Here is a 17015-nt window from a genome sequence, read left to right as displayed (position 1 = left end):
ATCTCTTTCATGATTTTAACAATTTGTGTCGGGTTTGTGAATGCCCCGGTGGTCTATATGGCGATCCGCCAGCGAATCGTGAACAGATGCTCTGCCTCCTGGGTTCCCCGGAGCGACTGCTCGATCAGGTCGAGGTATTTGTCCGCCTCCGCCCGGAGCTTCTTGCGTGTCTCGCGGAAGTCCTCGTCGGCTTCCTCGGCACGCTGCTCCCACCTGCGGGCTTCCTTCTTCAGCCGCAGCTGCTCCATCGGGTCGTCGGCCTGCCGCGCCAGCTTGCGTGCTTCCTTCTCCTTGGCGCGGTAGTCACGGATCGCACCCTCGTGCTCAGCCTTGCGATCCTGTTGGTTGCGGTAGAGCAGTTCCTCCTGCTGGTCGTAGTAGCGGGAGTTGCGGCCCTGGACTTCCCTCTCCAGCTCAGCCCGTCGAGTGTCGAGATGCGGCATGAAGCGGCCCTCGTCGATCGCCACCGGCCGTGTCCCGACGTCGATGCAGGCGAGGTCAAGGATGTCTGCGACGTACTCCTCATCGAGCCGCCGGCCGTCATCGGTCAGGGCACCGGCGAGCATGTAGGACTCGGAGACGTCCTCGTCGCGCGCCCTCATACGGAAGGTCGCAACGCTGACGGTGAGTTCGCCGCTGGTGCCCTCCAGCGTGCGAATCGCGCTGCTGACGCGCTCCGACTGGCTCAGCGAAAACGTCAGCTCGCGTGCCGGGGTGTCGTGGGTCTTCGAGGTTTCGACGATGTGCTGGGCCAACGGGCTCGCGTAGCGGTACTGGTGGGCGTTCTCCAGCGGCTGGGACTTGAAGAAGTAGCGGCCGGTCGGCGCGTCCTTCACCGGCGACTGGTTCAGCACGAAGGTGCGCCCGTCGCCCTCGAAGGTAGCGTGCTCGTCCAGCTCGTGCCGGGTCACCGCGAGCAGCAGGCGCTCGAACTTGTTGAGCACCTCACCGGACTGCGTGTCGTAGGCCTTGAGGCGATCCTGGACGTGGGGGTCGAGGTTATCGAAGACCTTCGCCTTGGCGCTGGCCATCTCGCGCGAGATCTCACTCGCGTACTGCTGCTCCAGCTCCCTGAACGCGGAGTCCAGCTCGTCGGCGGTTCTGCAGCGGGTGAGAATGTCGCTGATGGTCTTCTCGAAGTCCAGGCCGTCCTCGATGGCGCCGAGCACCTCGTCGCTTGCGCCGAAGACGCTGGAGAACAGTTGGAACTTGTTCGTCAGCAGCTCCAGGATGCGCTGCTCGGCGATGTTGCCTTTGTTCGAGAAGTTCACGACGACGACGTTGTGCTTCTGCCCGAAGCGGTGCACACGGCCGATGCGCTGCCCAACCCGCTGCGGGTTCCAGGGCAGGTCGTAGTTGACGAGCATCGCGCAGAACTGCAGGTTGATGCCCTCTGCCGCGGCCTCGGTCGCGATCATGATCGCGCCCTCAGTGCGGAAGTAGTCCACGAGCGCCTTCCGCCGATCCACAGCGGCAATGCCGGTGATCAGGTCGCCGTCCCGGTTCTCCTCCAGCCATGCCTGGTAAATCGCGGTCTGCTCCGGCCCGCTGTTCGAGCCGTTGAACAGAACGAGTCTCTCGCCGCGACCGGCCTCACGCAGTGAGCGGGCGATGTACTCCTGCGTCTTGGTCGAGTCCGTGAAGATGATGGCCTTCTCAGGAGCGCTCAACTCGCGCAGGCGCTCGAAGCCAAGGTCAAGCGCCTCACCGAGCTTGACCGCCTTCTGGTTCTCGGTGATCGAACGGGCCAGCGCGGCGTACTCGCGCAGCTCCGCAACCTCGGCACGCATCGCCTCCAGCAGCGACTCGTCCAGCGGCATCGACGCGCGAGCACTCGTGTCCGCGCCGTCGATCTCCTCGGCCTCCTCCAGCTCCTCGCTGGTGATCTCGTCGTCGACGGCGAAGTCTGCGGCGACCAGACCGCCACGACCGTCGCGACGCTGCCCGGCAGCAACCTCATCGGCCAGGCGGTTGGCGATGTTCTCCAACGTGCTCGCGACAGCGTAGGTCGACGAGCCGAGGCGCTTGCGGATGATCAGGGCGGAGAGGTGGCGTTGGCTTCCCGCGAAGGCGAACAGCTCGTCGCGCTGCAGGTAGTCGTTCACCAGGTCGTAGAGCCGCGCCTCGTCCGGCGACGGAGTGAACTCAACTGTCAGCGGCAGGCGCTTGGTGAAGTGGATGTACTTGTCCGCGTCACGCCGCAGTGTGCGCTTCGAGACCGTCGCGACACGCTCCACCAGGTCGTCGTCACCGCCAAGGTCTCGGTTCTTGACGTACCGCTCCCGGAAGGCATCGAGCGAATAAAAGTAGCCCGGGTCGAAGATCGACACCAGCCCATACAGCTCCTCGAGCTTGTTCTGCAGCGGCGTCGCCGTCAGCAGCACCGTCTTGTGCGCACCCGACACGATGTGCGCCACCGCCTCGGCGGCCTTCGTCTTGCCCGTCCAGAAGTTCCGCAGCCGGTGCGCCTCGTCCGCGACCACGAGATCCCACGCCTTGAGCAGTGAGGTCTCGTGCCGGAACACGAACTCATAGGAGCAGATCAACACCTGCGCCGAGCGACCACCCGCTGCAGCAAGCAGCGAGTCCATCGACTTCGGATCGAGGATCGCGGAGGGGATCAGGAACTTCTCGTACAGCTCCTGCTGCCACTGCTGCCGCAGGCTCGACGGGGCAACGATCAGGATGCTGCGGCGACGCTCCGCCCAGTACTGCGAGATGACGATGCCCGCCTCGATCGTCTTGCCGAGGCCCACCTCGTCAGCGAGGATCACACCCGAGAGGAACGGAGTCTGCAACGCGAACAGCGCCGCATCGATCTGATGCGGCTTAGGCTCCACCTGGGCGTCGAACAGCAGACCAGCGAGCTTTCCCACGTGATCGTTCGCGTAGCTGCGCTGCAGCTCGTGCGCATAATACTTCGCCTGGTAGTCGGTGAGCGGCACGAGCTCCCGGCCGTTGCTTAGGTCGCTCAACTAAAGGAGTGCCCTGCTTGAGCGAGAGACAGTGAACCTCGCAGGCGGCTTGGATGTCCGCAATGCTGCGAGCGATTGACCATGTCTCGAGCATAAGTAAAGGAAGCATCGGGAACATCGGAACTGGCCCGGACTATTTGACCCCACTTCGGGGGCTCTCAGCGCTCGAAGCATCCTCTTGTTGCATACGAAACCATACAGTCGGCATCGCCACCCTTACCCGCGAACTTCATCGTCAACGTGCTCGACGCGGGCAACCAGCCGACCGGCGACCTGCTCGTGAACACGATCGGCGCGTACAACGGCACGTCGGCGTACGGATTCCTCGGGCTCGCCAAGGCATCCACGCTCGAGGTGAAGGCCGATGGCAACTGGTCGATCACCATCGCGCCCGTCTCCGCGGCGCCGGTGTTCACCGGTGCGGGCGCGGGCGACGCGGTCATGCTCTACGACGGCCCGGCCGGCGCCCTCACCGCGACCCACGACGGCGATGCCAACTTCATGGTCTCCGAAGAGACCGCAGCCGCGTTCAGCGTCGGCCTGCTCGTCAACGAGATCGGCCCCTACTCGGGCACCGTCCCGCTCACGGCCGGTCCCTCGGTGATCGAGGTCGGCGCCAACGGCAACTGGACGCTGACGGTCGGCTGAGCGCCGAGGCATCCGTCGAAAGGACATCACCCCATGGAAACCTCCCCCATCCTCGCCTGGACGCTCCGAAATGAGATCCCCGTGCCCGCCGACGTGCAGCCGCTGCTCGTCGAGGGCGAGCAGGCCGTCGCGTCCTTCAAGACGTTCCGCGATTCGGCCACGTTCACGACGAAGCGACTGATCGTGCGCGACGCGCAGGGCATCACCGGCAAGAAGGTCGAGATCACGTCGCTGCCATACAGCTCGATCCACATGTGGTCGAGCGAGAACGCCGGCGGACTGCTCGACCGCGACGCCGAGCTCGAACTCTGGACGAAGGCCGGCCACATCAAGGTGAGGCTCTCGAAGGGCGCCGACATCCGTCGCATCGACAGCCTGCTCGCCTGGGCGGTGCTGCAGCACTGACGCATCGTGGCGGGACGAGGGCCGGTCACCGACCGTGGCCGGCCTTCGGCATGCCCGGCTCATCGCACGTTGGAACCACGTTTCTACCGACGAACCCGTCCAGGGCTCGGTTCGGTGACCGAAGCCTGGTTCACGTGGGCTGGCGCGTACGTCGCTCCCATCGGTCTCGGGACAAATTGAGATAGCTCGTCAGGCATCGATCGCCATCGCAATTCGGCGGAGGCCGTCGGCAGCGCCATCCACGCTCGCGATGATTCCCGGATGCTGTTCCGCCTTCGCCAGCATCCGCCGAAGACGCTGTCGATCCTTCGGGGTCGGCCCGATGAGGTCGGCACGGGCGACGAGTGGTGCGAGGTTGCAGAAGTCGATGATGTGTCGTTGTCCGCGCACGCCGTCGGCGATTTCGAGCGCCGCCGCCTTGGCGACGAGCGCGCCGAGCATGGTCGGGCGATCGATACGGCCGACGCGACTGCCGTGCTGCACGCGCACTGGCTGCGCCCGGCCGAGCGCCTGCGTGGTGCCGGGTGCCTGCAGGGTGGTTGCGCCACCGATGCCCGTGGCGCTCGCCGCCCGCTCTCCGATTCCGTCAGGGATCAGGACATCGATCTTCGCCCGTCCCCTCATCCACCGGTGCTGGTGACCGTCCGCCGTGATTCCGTCTGCTGCGAAGCCGACGCTCACGAGCGCGGCAGTGAGTTCGCGGAGCATCGTAGGCCGTGCGCGCAGGTCGACGACGGCGTCTCCGTCGTCGGTCGGACGCGTGGGAGCGGCGCCGCGTTCGATGCAATGCAGCAAGACCATGAAACCGCCGATCAGACACCAGCCCTCAGGCACAGCGTCGGAGAGGTCGAGCAGCCCGCTCCACGACTCGCCGGCACCCTCGCCGAGCGGCGGAAGGATGACGAGCGGGGCGTGATCCGTCATCGCGAAAACTCGGCGAGCAGATGCGCGGCCTGGCCGATCTCGCGGGGGCCGGCGTGGTCGAGCAGGTCGGCGATGACGAAGCCGATCGGCACCGCACCCGATTCCTCGCGCGGAATGTCGGCAACATGGAGCCAGACATTCGGTCGGTCACTCTCGACGAGCAGATACTCCCTCGCCAGCGCGTCGGCGACAGCCGGCGACACGTAGCCTTCGACAACGCCGGATGCCGCGATCCCCGCTCGTGGGTCGGAGAGTCCCGATCGCGCCAGGCGCGCATCTTGGAGGAGATCGGGGAGGTCGGCGGCACTGGCGCTCAGCGCGAGCCTCGGCGACCGCGCGCGAACCCAGCTCCACAGGAGGCGCGCGTCGACCGAACCGTCGCGAACGCGCGCGATCTTCTCGGCGATGCGACGGCGTGCCACCGCGTCTGGCACTTCAGCCTCGAGGCCGGACAGCGACACGAGGAACCTGATGGCATTCTCGGGCGACAACGGCCGAGACGAGGGAAGCGGCAGGCCGATCGCTTCCGGCGGGACGACCCATTGCGACCCCGCTCGATACGCGCCGATGCGGCCGCTTCGCACACGCTTGTACGCGGCGGCGCGGGACACGCCGAGCTTGTCCGCGTACTCGCGCACTCCGTAAGCCATGACACTAGGGTAACAGTTCAGACACCCTTGTGTCAGAATCCGTCGGCCGGGTCACCCCGCCGCGTACACCCACGCCTCCCCGCCCGAGGCGAGCTGCGCGCGCATGCGGCGGTAGTCGTCGACCTCGTAGTCGTCGGCCGCCGCGAGCTGCGCCTCGGAGAGCTCGAGCACGGCGCCGTCGACGCGGTCGGCCGGGTCGCCGGTGCGTTCGAGAATGGGATGCTCCGCCTCGCCGCTCAGGGCGACGACCTCGGCGTCGGCGATGCGGAGCATCCGCAGCCGCCATCCCACGAGCGCGTCGGCCGTCGTCGGCAGTTCGGTGCCGAAGAGTCGGCGCTGCACCTGCGGAAGACGGAGCGTGCCGTAGCTGAAGAGGCGTTCGATCGCGGGCATGGATCGAGGGTACGGGGCTGGGCCGCTTGGGTGGGCTCGGCCTGGGCGGCGCACCCGTTCGCCGGCGCGCTCAGTCGCCGAGGCGCTCGACGGGGAGCGGCTCGCGGAGGTCGCGCCGCGCCAACTCCGCGGCCTCGTTCGCGAGACCGGCGACGCGCTGCGCCAGCGCCAGCACCCGCTCGCGGTGATCGGGCTCCACCACCACGATGGTCGCCGCGCGCCCGTCGACGTCGCCGTCGAGCGGCTGGCCGAGGCTGTGGGCGAGAACCCGGCGGAGGTGCTCGGACTCGGCCAGACAGGCGAGGGCCGCCGGGCCGACCCGGCCGGGATGCGCCGCGACGGCATCGCGAGCGATGTCGAGCCGTCGATCGGCGGCCTCGATCATCTGGTGCAGGTGCACGTGGATGTGCACGACGCTGGGGAGCGGCATCCGGTGCGGCGAGTTCGTGTGTGCCGCGTGAGGCGAGGCATCCGTCTCGACCTGCTCGTCGTCGAGCACGGGCCAATACGCCTCGTTGGCGAACGGATCGGCGGCGACCGGCGCGTCCGGCGGAGCACCGCGGCGAACGCGTGCGACCTGATCGGCGAGTGCGGATGCCTCGTGGTCGAGGATCTCCTCGATCCACTCGCACGCCCGGACGATGCGCGCGTTGCGGGCGCGTACGAGGTCGGGGGCGGTCGGCTGCGCATCGAGGTTCAGCCGGTTCAGCCGGAACGCGTCGCGCAGCACGCGGCGCGCCGCGGCGAGCGCGTGGGTCAGGCGAGCGGTCGCTTCGGGGCCGAGCTCCGCCTCGGCGAATCCGAGGTCGTCGGTGGCGAGGCGAATGTGCTCGTCGGCTGCGAGCAGGGCCGACGCCGCCCGCCGCGCCACATCGGCGTCGTGGACTTCGTGTTGCGGCGCACCCCGCCTGCGCCCGGCCAAGAACCCGGCCATGGGTTCATCCTAGGATCGCGCGGCGGTGGTCGCCATGGGCTCGACTCGAGGTGGTGGCGGCGGGCGCTCGTTACCGCTCCCGGGCGAGTGTCCACTTGTGGCGAGTGCAGACGCTCCGAACTAGCCGCAACTGGACACCCGATCGGGGTTGTGCAGAACCGGGTGGGTGGGCGCGCGGGTTCGTTTACGGTGGACCGCATGCCCGGCAGGTCCCGACGAGTCCCCCTCCCCCCGGTTCTCGGGGTCGCCGTGCTGCTCGTGCTCGGACTCGCCGCCTGCGGCGGCGGGTCCGAGCCTGAGCCCAGTCCCGACGTGTCAGCGAGTGCCTCGGCGGAACCCGAGGTCGAGCCCATCTTCGCGTCGGACGAGGAGGCGCTCTCGGCCGCGGTGAGCGCGGTGAAGTCGTATGCGGTCGTGTCTGACGCCATCACCAACGAAGGTGGCACCGGCAGTGACCGTATCCGAGAGGTAGTCACTGAGGAATACGCGGCAGAGTTGATCGCCGAGTTCGATGCCTTCGCAAAGGAAGGTGTGCGAACCGAGGGCTCTAGCTCGATCGACACGACCAGCCTGGTGTCCAATGATGATTCGGGTAGCACAGCGATTGTCTCCATCTATGCATGCATTGACGTGAGCAACTCAACACTCATCGGGCCAGGCGGCGCCGACGTAACTCCGAGCGATCGCCCGCTCCGCAACCCGGTCGTTGTCCAACTTGAGGCGGTGCCCAACTCAAAGGTGCTGTTGGTTGACGGGATTGACCCATGGTCCGGCGACGATTTCTGCTAACCGCTGGCGTGGTCGCAGGAGTGCTCGGCGCGCTCATAGTCGCGCAACCGGCCTCCGCGTGTTCGATCGCTCTGTTCCATGCCGGACTGTGCTCCCCGACTTCGGGCGAAGTGAATGATGACGCCGTTGACCTGATCGGTGAACTCGTGGGCGACACGGGTTCGTCGACTGGAGCGCCGGATGGGGCCAGCGGCGGGGACGAGGAGCCGGGTTCAGGCGGCGGAGCAGTGGCGCCGCCGGCCCCACCCATCGACGACTTCTGCCTGGTTCGCGACCCGAACAACCCGTGCGTGCGCGACCCAGCCGTTCCGGTGCCGCCGGTTGAAGGTGAGCCGACCGTGACCCTTCGGGATATCGCGTCGTTCCGGCCGGCGATCCCGGCCGATGTCATGGAGCCCGATGGGTGGGCGGTGGTCGGGCTTCCGGCGAACTTCGTGTCGGGTGCCACGGCGCAGACGCTTGCGGGTAGCCTGCTCGGCCGTCCGGCCGAGGTGCGGTTCACGCCGGTGGGCTACGCGTGGGCGTCGAGTGATGGCGGCAGCGTGGCATCCGGATCACCAGGCGCGACGTGGGCGCAGCTCGGCGCACGCGAGTTCTCGGCGACCGACACGAGTCTCGTCTTCGACGAGCGGGGCACGTTCCAGGTGCAGCCGACGGTCACGTTCACCGCGGAGTACCGGTTCAACGGGTCGGTGTGGCGCACGATCGATGGCACGCTCGACGTTCCGGCGCCGGTGCGGAGCGTGCTGGTGGGCGAGTTCGACACGGTGCTCGTCGCGGGCGACTGCAACGAGCGGCCGACTGGGCCGGGCTGCTGATGCTCCGCGCGGCGGTCGAGTAGCGAGCGACGAAGGAGCACGCGTATCGAGACCGGGTCACCAGGTCTCGATACGGCGCTGGCGCGCCTACTCGACCGACGAGATGGGCGGCGCTGGCGCGCCTCCTCGACCGCCGGGGTGGTGCGAAGGCTCAGTCGAAGATGCCGTCCAGCACGCTGCCGATGACGAGGCCGCCGAGGATGCCGCCCATCATGTCGCCACCGCCGCCGCGACGACCGCCGCCCCAGCCAGGGCCGCCGCCCCAGTTGCCGCCTCCGCCGTACGGGTCCTGCGGGCGCGACGAGTCGATGTCGCGCTGCGCGAGCTGCAGCGCCTCGCCCGCGAGGTACGCGACCCGCCGGGCCATGGCCATCGCCTGCTCGCGGTGGTCCTCGTCGATGACGGTGATGGTCGCCGCCGGCGCGCCGAGGAAGCGGTCGAGGTCGAGGCGGATGCGCTCCGACTCCGCGAGCCGGGTGCGGGCGTCGGCGCCGATCCAGCCGCGGTGCCCGGCGATCACGTTGCTCGCAACCGCGAGCTGCCGGTCGGCGTCGTCGATCGCGTGCTGCACGTGCTCGAGCGGGGGAATCGGGCGCGCAGCGCGCTCGCGGGCGGCGGCGATTGCGGCATCCAGACCGGCATTCGCCTCGCGCAGGCGGTTGAGCTGCGTGAACGGGTCGACGTTGACGCCCGCCGCCGGAAGGGCGGCGAGCGCACCCTGCAGTTGCGTGATCGCGGCCGTGACGCCGGCGTTGTACGGCTCGTTGAGCGCGACCGCGATGTCGCCCCGGGAGTCCTCGACGATCGCCGCGAGCGTCGACTCGGCGCGCAGCGCCTCGACCTCGAACGTCTCGACCGCGTCGAGCAGGGCCGCCGCGCGACGCACGGACTCGGTGGATGCCTCGAGCGCGAGGTTGGCCTGCTCGCGCTGACCGGCTTCGCGCCGGCGCTCGGCCACGCCCGAGCTGTGCTCGGCGAATCCGAGCAGCTGCTCGGCCTCGGCCGGGTTGGACTCGACCTGCGCGAGCGCCTCGTGCGAGTACCGCGCGGCGAGCCGCTCGATCGTCTCGCGGGCGTGAGGGATGCGCGAACGCAGGCGCGAGGCATCCGCCCGCACGCCGGCGATGATCTCGGGAGCCCGGCGCGCCCGCGCGATCTTCTCCGCGAGCGCGGAGGTGCGCTCGTCGAGCAGGTCTTCCGCCCAGTCGCACAGCTGAGCGATGCGGGCATTGCGCGAACGCAGCTCTTCGGCGGTGTCGGGGATCTCGTCGTGGTTCAGCTGGTTCAGCCGGAACGCCTCGCCCAGGTGCTCGCGCACCGACGCGAGCGCGGTGCGCAGGTCGGCGGTCGCCTCGGACCCGAGCTCGGCCTCGGCGAAGACGAGCTCGTCGGCGGTGACGCGCACCCGCTCGTCGGCCGCGACCAGGGCGCTCTTCGCGCGCTGCGCGAGGTCGGCGTCTTGGGCTTGGAGCTCCTGCTCCTCGCGCTTCCTCTTGCCCCAGAATCCGGCCATGACCTCGATCCTAGGGGCGCCGCTGGGAGCGCGCTGAGGGCTGGGAGTTCCTGCGCCGAAACCTCCCGTTCTGGGGCCAGCGAGGCCGACCATCCGATCAGTATGGTGATCGCCGCAGACGGACTCATGCGCCTGCGTCACGTGCCGTCAGTCGGGCGTTCGTAGCGGGACCAGCGGAAGGAGGAGCGCGGTGATTCAGCACTCGAAGTCGTCCCTCATTGCGAACCTCGTCGCCGCCGGAGCCCTGCTCGTCAGCGTCGTCGCACTCATCGTGTCGTTCGTGCAGACCCAGCGTGCGCTCGAGATCAGTCAGGCATCGCTCGATCTGAGCCGCTCGCAGCAGCCGAGCTTGGATGCCGACACGGAGGTGTACAACGGCTGGATCGAGGACGCCACCCCACCCGACTCCGCAACGCTCCGCGTGAGCTACGCCTTGCACAACACTGGCGAAGAGCAGCTGCGCGGATGCCTGACGAAATGGGGGTACACCACGCTGGACGGTGCACCGATCATGTACTACGCCACCATCGTCGAACCCGGTGGCGAGGTCTGGGCGCTCGACCCGGGCCACAACCATGAATCTCAGGTTGCCGTGACGATCCGGCCTGAATACGAGATCACCAGCATCGCCTACGTGACGGTGTGGTTCGAATGCCGAGCGCCTGAGATCACGACCTCGCGAACGCTGTTCGGCGTCGACCTCGCCGCCGGCGCGCTGATCGACGAAGCTGCGTACGGACTGTCAAAGCTTCCCGCGATGAGTTCCGTCGAGCGTGGAGTCGCGCTCGACGAGCGATACGGGCGGGCTTCTCCGTGGGCCGAATACACCATCCCGCCCTTCGTCGAGGATGCGGAATAGCGCACCCCACAACACGTCCGACACCCTCACCCACCCCCGCGCACCTGCGCCGCCGACCGCCGCAGCACCTCGCCGAGCGAGACCGCCCCGATTCGGTCGGCCTCGCGCACGGTCAACCGCTTGCCCGCTCGCTCGAGGCCGCCCACCTGCGTGGCCAACTCCGTGACGAGCAGGCGCCGCTGCGCCTGACCGAGACTGCGCCACTCGGGATCGACGGGCACCGGGCCCTTCCCCGGCACCCAGATCACGCCCGGAGCATCGTTCAGCAGGCCGAACAGGATGTAGACCCACAGCGAGTACTTGTCGGGATCGATGTCGAACCGGTCGTCTTCGACGAACGCCTCGATGATCGCGCGCAGGTTCGGCATCACGCCGATGCGGTCGGTCGACGGGTTCGCACTGGGCGTATTGATCGATGACGACAGCCAGGTGCGCACATCGTCCGGGCTCATCGCCCAGCCCTCGCGATCGCGGTGCCAGCTCTGCAGCAGCACCGCCGCACCCGAGACGATCGGGCTCGCGCCCGACGTGCCGCCGAAGAACGCCGTGTACTCCGTCGTCGAGGTGCCCGTCCACCCGTCGCCGGTGGTCGTGATGCCCTGCCCCCAGCCGTAGCAGTCGATTCGGCTGCCGAAGTTCGAGAAGCCGAGCCGGCTGTGCGGTGCCGACGACGACGCAGCGCCCACCATGATCGCGCCCGAGTCGCGGAAGTCGGCGTCGCCGCGCTTCAGCACGTGCTTGCCGGCCGCATCCGTGAACGCGTCGAGGTCGGTGGAGCCGTTGCCGGCCGCCTCGACCACGACGATGCCGGCATCCGTCGCGTCGCGGATCGCGTCGAAGACGGCCGACTCGACCTCGACCGGCAGGTAGTCCGAATCCCCGACGATGGTCTGCGCCTCGAGCAGCAGCACGTCGCCCGGCGACATCGCGTCGGCCGCCGAGATGATCGCCGCCGACGTGCTGTACGTCGTCGATGTGCGGAACTGCGACACCACGCGAGCGGATGCCCCCGGCGCGATGCCGATGACCCCGAGCGCGTTGTCGACGCCGACGACCTCGCCGAGCACCGCGGTGCCGTGCCCGTGGTACGCCATGCTCACGCCCGAGATGATCGTGATGCCGGCCGCCGCGAGGTCCTCGTGGTTACGCGTCCATCCCTGCTCGAGGTCGACGAATCCGATGCCCGATCCGTCGCTGAGATCCCACGCCCATCGCGCATCGATGCCGGCGGGTGCCGCGTCGAGGTACGACTGGTCGCCGCTCAGCGGGTCATCGGTGGCATCCACGGGCGGCGGCGTCGGACCGCCCTCGACGTACGCCGTCTCGATGTCGGGTCGTGCGTCGAGGTCGGCCGCGAGCTCGCGAGCGGATGCCTCATCGTGCAGTGTGATCGCCGCATACGCGGCGAACCGCGCCCGCCGGCCGGCGCCGCCCACCGCTCGCTCGGGCGCGAGCGACTCGAGGTGCGCCTCGGCGGCGATCGCGTCCTGCCGGGCGGCGAGCAGGTCGCCGACGTACGCGACCGCATCGAGGAGGCTCACCCCGGGGTCGGATGCCTCGGGCTCGAGCTCCTCGTCACGCGGGCGCTCAGCCCGCTCCTGTTCGGCTCGCCGCCGGGTGAACTCGGCACGTGCGTCGTCTCGCACCTTGACGATGACGCGCGGCTCGAGCTGCGGCGTGTCCGCCGCGGGAAGTTCCTTGCCGTCGATCCTGCCCATGGTCGTGCTCGCTCTCCCGAGTCGGAGGTCGGTCGTGCACGTGCGTGCGCCGCGTGGGCGGCCGGCCGGATGGATGTCTCGGCACGAGCCTGCGCCTCATCGGCCGCCGAGGCATCCGGGTACGCACCGAGTGCGAAGCGGGCATGCACCGGATCGAGCACTCCATCGCCCGCCCGTCCGAAGGCGCCTCCCCGCCCGACGCCCCTCAGGCGGGCTGCAGCTCCGAGACGAGGGATGCCGCACCGAGCAGCGGGGCGTCGTCGCCGAGGGCTGCCGGGCGTACGACGACGTCGATCGAGGCGAGCGGCGACTCGTCGCGGATCGTTCGATCGATGATGCCGAACAGGTCGGGGGTCACCTTCGCGAAGCCGCCGCCGATGGCGACCACCTCGAGGTCGACGAGCGCAGCCGCCGACAGCACGGCACGCCCGATCGCGGTTCCGCAGCGCTCGACGGCGGCCACGGCGATCGGATGCCTCGCCCGGTAGGCCGCGGCCAGCTCTTCGCCGTCGCGACCGGCCCATCCGCGCCCGTTCGCCCAGGCGACGATCGCGGGGCCCGATGCGATCTCCTCGAGTGTCGCCAGGGCGCCCGTCTCCGGGTCGCCGAGCAGGGTCTGCCCGATGTGTCCGGCATTGCCCGAGGCCCCCGGGGCGAACCCGCCGTCGATGACGAGTCCCCCTCCGATGCCCGTCGAGACGACCATGCCCATGGCCGTGCGGGCGCCGCGGAGTGCGCCGAGGCGCTGCTCGGCCAGCACGATGCACTGGCCGTCCAGCCGGAGCACGACGGCATCCGTGTCGACGCCGGCGCCGATGGCGACGAGGTGCGCGAGCGGATACCCCCGCCAGGCGGGGAGGTTGATCGGCGACACGCGTCCTCCGGCGAGGTCGACCGGACCGGCCGAGCCGACCCCTGCCGCGATCACCCGGCCGTCGGGCGGCATGCTCGCGCGAGCCGCCGTGACGGCGCCGATCACGGCCGCCTCGAGATCGGTCGACGACGAGCTCCGTCCGGTCGCTCGGCGAGCCCGCGAACCCGGCACGAGCGCTCCGGCTCCGTCGACCAGCGCCGCCTCGACCTTCGTGCCGCCGAGATCCACGGCGAGTGCGTAGTCCGTCATCGTCCCCATCCCTCCGATCCGTCGTCTGCGGACCCCCTCATGCGGGCCCCGGCGGGGCAGGGCGCTTGCGCGCCCCGCCCCACCGCGAGTGCTGCCTACCCCTCGGCGAATGCGGCATCCATGCGCTGGAGCAGCTCATCGACGGTGATGCTGTCGTTGAAGAGCTCCTGGATGCCGGCGAGGTGTTCCTGCTGCACCTTCGTGTTCGGCCAGAACACGTCGGGGAACGGCCGCGCGCGGCCCTCGGCCTGGTACTCGGTGATCGCGGCGAGCACAGGGCCCGCCTCGAAGTCGCTCGAGGCGAGCGCGGGAGCCGCGCCGGCCGCGGTCGCGTAGACGGCCTGGCCTTCGCTGGACGCGAGGAAGTCGATGAACTTCTTCGCGAGTTCGGGGTTCTTCGCCTTGGCGTTGGCGCCGTAGACGATGCCGACGGACACGGGGAGGTTCGTCTCGCCGGGGTCGTCCGTCGCGGGGAACGGCGTCATCGAGAACGTCGTGCCCTCGGCGGCGTACTGCTCGGCGTTCGCGCCCGCCGACGTGATGTGCACCGCGCCGAGCGCGTCGCCCTGGCCCAGCATCGTCATCTGCTCGTCGTAGCCGATGCCGTTCGGGTTCTCGTTGAAGCAGCCCGCGTCGCGCAGTTCGAGGTACTGCGACTGGGCGTCCTGCCAGGCCGAGTCGGCGAAGGTCGTGTCGCCGGCCAGTTGCTGGTCGGTGAAATCGGGGTCGGGGCCGTAGACCGAGGTGGCCGTCAGGGCGTAGGGCACGAGCTGCGTGACCCACGCCGACTTCAGGCCGAGCGCGAACGCGACCTTGCCCGCCGCCTTCGCGTCGGCGCAGAACTGCAGCACGTCGCTCCAGGTCTCGGGAGTGGTCAGGCCGGCCGCCTCGACGGCCTGGTCGTTCCAGATCGCGCCGATGCCGACCATCGTCACCGGGACGCCGACGAGTTCGCCGTCCGCGTCCTCGACGACCGGTCGCACCGAGTCGTCGACATCGCCCGCCCACGACTGCTCGCCGAGGGGCATGAGCAGCCCGTCGTCGCTGAGCGGCGTGATCGAGGTGGCGTTGCCGTTGCCGGGCCACACGCGGAAGACGTCGGGCGCGGTGCCCGCCGACAGCTGCGTGCGCAGGGTCTGCTGGTACGACTCGTCGTCGTTGGCGAAGGTGGCCTCGACGGTGACGCCGGGGTTGGCCGCCTCGAACGCGTCGATCGCCGCCTGGGCGGGTGCCTCGCCGGCCGCGGTGAACGTGAGCACGTTCTCGTCGCCCGATTCGCCGCCGCCGCCGTTGGTCGAGCAGCCCGCCAGGACGAGGGCGGCGACGGCGGCGAGGCCGATCGTCGCACCCGTGCGGCGTGTGGTGTTGAGCTTCACTATTCCTCCTTGAATGTGGGCTGGATGCCCCTGGTGCTGGGTGATTGCGCGCCGCAGGGAAAGTGCTGCTATCCCTTGAGTCCTCCCGCGAAGCCCTTGATGACGTACTTCTGCAGCGAGAAGTAGACAACGAGGATCGGGATGACGCTGATGACCAGTCCGGCGAAGACGAGCGGCCAGACGGTGACGTATTGGCTGACGAAGCTGTAGATCGCGACGGGAGCGGTCGCATTGCCGCTGCCCGAGAGGTACAGCAGCGGCGTGAAGAACTCGTTCCAGATGCCGACGAGGTTCAGGATGATCACGGTGCCCGTCGCGGGCCTCACGAGCGGGAACACGACGTTCAGGAAGGAGCGCACGGGGCCGCACCCGTCGAGCAGGGCGGCCTCCTCGTACTCGAGCGGCAGGTCGCGCACGAAGGTCGTGTACAGGAAGATCGAGAACGGCATCGCCGTGCCGACGTTGATCAGGATGACCGCCCACAGGGAGCCGAGCAGCCCCACGTCGCGCATCGTCGCGTACAGCGGCAGCAGGGCGAGCTGCGCGGGGATCAGCAGGCCGCCGAGCACGCCGTAGAAGGTCCACCGCGACCAGGCGCGCGTGACCCGGGCCAGCGGATACGACGCGAGGGCCGAGATCGCGACGATGAGCACGATGCTGACGACCGCGACGATCGTGCTGTTCATGAGCGCCGCTCCGAGGCTCGCCTGCTCCCACGCGGTGCCGTAGTTCTCGAACGTCGGCGGCCACGTCGGCGTGAGCGCGTTGGTCTGGCTGTTCGCGGGCTTCAGCGAGACGTTCACGAGGGCGATCAGCGGGATGGCCCAGACCGCGGCGATCGCGATCAGGACGATCTCGCGGATGAGGGTTCGGCCGGTGTAGCGCGTGTGCATCAGCTGGCCTTCCGGAGCGTGAGTCGGTACTGCACCGCGGAGAGTCCCGCGATGAGGATCGTCATGACCACGGCGAGCGCGACCGAGAACGGGTACTCGCCGAGCAGGAACGCGTTCTTGTAGATGAGTGTCGAGATGGTCTCGCTCGCCGTGCCGGGCCCGCCGCCGGTCATCGCGACGACCTGGTCGAACTGCTTCAGGCCGCCGATGAGGCTGAGCATGACGTTGATCACGACCGCACCGTTCAGCAGCGGGAACGTGACGCTCCAGAACCGGCGCCACGGGCCGGCCCCGTCGATCGTCGCTGCCTCGAGGATCTCCTCGGGCACCGCCTGCAGGCCGGCGAGGAAGATCACCATCGAGTAGCCCGCGAACTGCCACACGACCGCGGCCACGACGGCATAGAGGGCGAAGTCGGGGTCGCCCAGCCAGTCCTGCGCGAGGCCGCCGAGGCCGACGCCGCGCAGCAGTTCGTTCACCGTGCCGTTCGGCGAGAGCAGGTAGCTCCAGACGTAGCCCGACACGAGCGGCGTGAGCACCACCGGGGCGAAGAACACCACGCGAAGCAGGTAGCGGGACTTGACCATCGAGTGCAGGCCGACGGCGAGCGCGAGGCCGATCGCGTTCTGGATGACGGTGACGAGCACCGCGAGCACCAGGGTGTTCCAGAGCGCGGCCTGCGCGGCGCGGTCGGTGAACACGTCGGCGAAGTTCTCGAGGCCGACCCACGACCAGTCGGCGCCGAGGCCGTTCCAGTCGGTGAACGAGAAGAACGCTCCGCGCAGGCTCGGCACGACGACGATGAACACGTAGACGGCGATCGCCGGGGCGACGAACCACCACGGGGCGAGGATGCCGGCGCGGCGCGACCGGCGCCTCGGCCGCGGGGCGGCGGGCATCGGGGCGCCGGGCGCGGCGTCGGCCACGTCGCGGTCCTCGAGCAGGGTGCTAGCCACGGTGTTCACTCCTTCGTGATCGTGAATCGATTCACAGCACG

General features: G+C 69.1%; 16 protein-coding genes. 5 read left to right on the top strand and 11 right to left on the bottom strand.

The annotated features are described in order from the left end of the window. Nucleotides 1–53: 53 nt before the first annotated feature. Nucleotides 54–2945: an SNF2-related protein gene (locus GE115_RS08860; protein WP_312855038.1), complete on the bottom strand. Its 2892-nt coding sequence runs from the start codon at nucleotides 2943–2945 to the stop codon at nucleotides 54–56. 270 nt (nucleotides 2946–3215) lie between these two features. Between GE115_RS08860 and GE115_RS08855 the strand changes: the two genes are divergently transcribed. Beyond that, nucleotides 3216–3623: a hypothetical protein gene (locus GE115_RS08855; protein ID WP_153684445.1), complete on the top strand. Its 408-nt coding sequence runs from the start codon at nucleotides 3216–3218 to the stop codon at nucleotides 3621–3623. Nucleotides 3624–3656: 33 nt separating this feature from the next. After that, nucleotides 3657–4028 carry a PH domain-containing protein gene (locus GE115_RS08850; protein ID WP_153684444.1) on the top strand — a complete coding sequence of 124 codons (372 nt, stop codon included), beginning with the start codon at nucleotides 3657–3659 and terminating at the stop codon, nucleotides 4026–4028. Between the two features lie 189 nt (nucleotides 4029–4217). Here the strand turns inward: GE115_RS08850 and GE115_RS08845 are convergent, their stop codons facing one another. The 4 genes from GE115_RS08845 to GE115_RS08830 all read right to left on the bottom strand — a co-directional run bounded on the left by GE115_RS08845 (nucleotide 4218) and on the right by GE115_RS08830 (nucleotide 6929). Next, a complete protein-coding gene (locus GE115_RS08845) occupies nucleotides 4218–4952 on the bottom strand; it encodes a hypothetical protein (protein WP_153684443.1) in 735 nt (244 codons plus the stop codon). Next, nucleotides 4949–5602: a helix-turn-helix domain-containing protein gene (locus GE115_RS08840; RefSeq protein WP_153684442.1), complete on the bottom strand. Its 654-nt coding sequence runs from the start codon at nucleotides 5600–5602 to the stop codon at nucleotides 4949–4951. Before GE115_RS08840 ends, GE115_RS08845 begins: the two co-directional genes overlap by 4 nt. Before the next feature lie 51 nt (nucleotides 5603–5653). Beyond that, complete coding sequence (locus tag GE115_RS08835; protein WP_153684441.1) at nucleotides 5654–5995, bottom strand: gamma-glutamylcyclotransferase family protein; 342 nt, start codon at nucleotides 5993–5995, stop codon at nucleotides 5654–5656. 70 nt (nucleotides 5996–6065) lie between these two features. Next, entirely contained in the window at nucleotides 6066–6929 is an 864-nt protein-coding gene (locus tag GE115_RS08830) for a hypothetical protein (RefSeq protein ID WP_153684440.1), read from the bottom strand. A gap of 249 nt (nucleotides 6930–7178) precedes the next feature. Between GE115_RS08830 and GE115_RS08825 the strand changes: the two genes are divergently transcribed. Both GE115_RS08825 and GE115_RS08820 read left to right on the top strand, forming a co-directional pair. Beyond that, nucleotides 7179–7718: a hypothetical protein gene (locus GE115_RS08825; protein ID WP_153684439.1), complete on the top strand. Its 540-nt coding sequence runs from the start codon at nucleotides 7179–7181 to the stop codon at nucleotides 7716–7718. A gap of 338 nt (nucleotides 7719–8056) precedes the next feature. After that, nucleotides 8057–8536: a hypothetical protein gene (locus GE115_RS08820; RefSeq protein ID WP_153684438.1), complete on the top strand. Its 480-nt coding sequence runs from the start codon at nucleotides 8057–8059 to the stop codon at nucleotides 8534–8536. Between the two features lie 151 nt (nucleotides 8537–8687). Here the strand turns inward: GE115_RS08820 and GE115_RS08815 are convergent, their stop codons facing one another. Then, nucleotides 8688–10049, bottom strand: a complete 1362-nt coding sequence (locus GE115_RS08815) for a coiled-coil domain-containing protein (protein ID WP_153684437.1) — start codon at nucleotides 10047–10049, stop codon at nucleotides 8688–8690. Nucleotides 10050–10239: 190 nt separating this feature from the next. Between GE115_RS08815 and GE115_RS08810 the strand changes: the two genes are divergently transcribed. After that, nucleotides 10240–10908 (top strand): hypothetical protein, encoded by a 669-nt coding sequence (locus GE115_RS08810; RefSeq protein ID WP_153684436.1) that lies wholly within the window; start codon nucleotides 10240–10242, stop codon nucleotides 10906–10908. Between the two features lie 26 nt (nucleotides 10909–10934). On the opposite strand, the gene GE115_RS08805 is transcribed toward GE115_RS08810, so the two are convergent. The 5 genes from GE115_RS08805 to GE115_RS18820 all read right to left on the bottom strand — a co-directional run bounded on the left by GE115_RS08805 (nucleotide 10935) and on the right by GE115_RS18820 (nucleotide 16974). Continuing rightward, the gene (locus GE115_RS08805) at nucleotides 10935–12626 is read right to left on the bottom strand and encodes a S8 family peptidase (RefSeq protein WP_216648805.1); all 1692 of its coding nucleotides are present in this window, start codon (nucleotides 12624–12626) and stop codon (nucleotides 10935–10937) included. A gap of 205 nt (nucleotides 12627–12831) precedes the next feature. Continuing rightward, nucleotides 12832–13749, bottom strand: coding sequence for an ROK family protein (locus GE115_RS08800; RefSeq protein ID WP_153684435.1), 918 nt, complete (start codon nucleotides 13747–13749; stop codon nucleotides 12832–12834). Nucleotides 13750–13844: 95 nt separating this feature from the next. Next, complete coding sequence (locus GE115_RS08795; protein ID WP_172979792.1) at nucleotides 13845–15125, bottom strand: ABC transporter substrate-binding protein; 1281 nt, start codon at nucleotides 15123–15125, stop codon at nucleotides 13845–13847. Nucleotides 15126–15193: 68 nt separating this feature from the next. Then, a complete protein-coding gene (locus GE115_RS08790; RefSeq protein WP_153684433.1) occupies nucleotides 15194–16018 on the bottom strand; it encodes a carbohydrate ABC transporter permease in 825 nt (274 codons plus the stop codon). After that, nucleotides 16018–16974: a carbohydrate ABC transporter permease gene (locus tag GE115_RS18820; protein WP_216648804.1), complete on the bottom strand. Its 957-nt coding sequence runs from the start codon at nucleotides 16972–16974 to the stop codon at nucleotides 16018–16020. Before GE115_RS18820 ends, GE115_RS08790 begins: the two co-directional genes overlap by 1 nt. Nucleotides 16975–17015 lie beyond the last annotated feature (41 nt).

The organism is Agromyces agglutinans (assembly GCF_009647605.1).
Taxonomy (GTDB): domain Bacteria; phylum Actinomycetota; class Actinomycetes; order Actinomycetales; family Microbacteriaceae; genus Agromyces; species Agromyces agglutinans.
This window is presented reverse-complemented; position numbering and strand designations above follow the sequence as displayed.

Excerpts from the sequence above, each read along its gene's own strand:
- GE115_RS08850 (WP_153684444.1), top strand. The coding sequence starts at position 3,657 with ATGGAAACCTCCCCCATCCTCGCCTGGACGCTCCGAAATGAGATCCCC.
- GE115_RS08845 (WP_153684443.1), bottom strand. The coding sequence starts at position 4,952 with ATGACGGATCACGCCCCGCTCGTCATCCTTCCGCCGCTCGGCGAGGGT.
- GE115_RS08840 (WP_153684442.1), bottom strand. The coding sequence starts at position 5,602 with ATGGCTTACGGAGTGCGCGAGTACGCGGACAAGCTCGGCGTGTCCCGC.
- GE115_RS08835 (WP_153684441.1), bottom strand. The coding sequence starts at position 5,995 with ATGCCCGCGATCGAACGCCTCTTCAGCTACGGCACGCTCCGTCTTCCG.
- GE115_RS08830 (WP_153684440.1), bottom strand. The coding sequence starts at position 6,929 with ATGGCCGGGTTCTTGGCCGGGCGCAGGCGGGGTGCGCCGCAACACGAA.
- GE115_RS08815 (WP_153684437.1), bottom strand. The coding sequence starts at position 10,049 with ATGGCCGGATTCTGGGGCAAGAGGAAGCGCGAGGAGCAGGAGCTCCAA.
- GE115_RS08805 (WP_216648805.1), bottom strand. The coding sequence starts at position 12,626 with ATGGGCAGGATCGACGGCAAGGAACTTCCCGCGGCGGACACGCCGCAG.
- GE115_RS08800 (WP_153684435.1), bottom strand. The coding sequence starts at position 13,749 with ATGACGGACTACGCACTCGCCGTGGATCTCGGCGGCACGAAGGTCGAG.
- GE115_RS08790 (WP_153684433.1), bottom strand. The coding sequence starts at position 16,018 with ATGCACACGCGCTACACCGGCCGAACCCTCATCCGCGAGATCGTCCTG.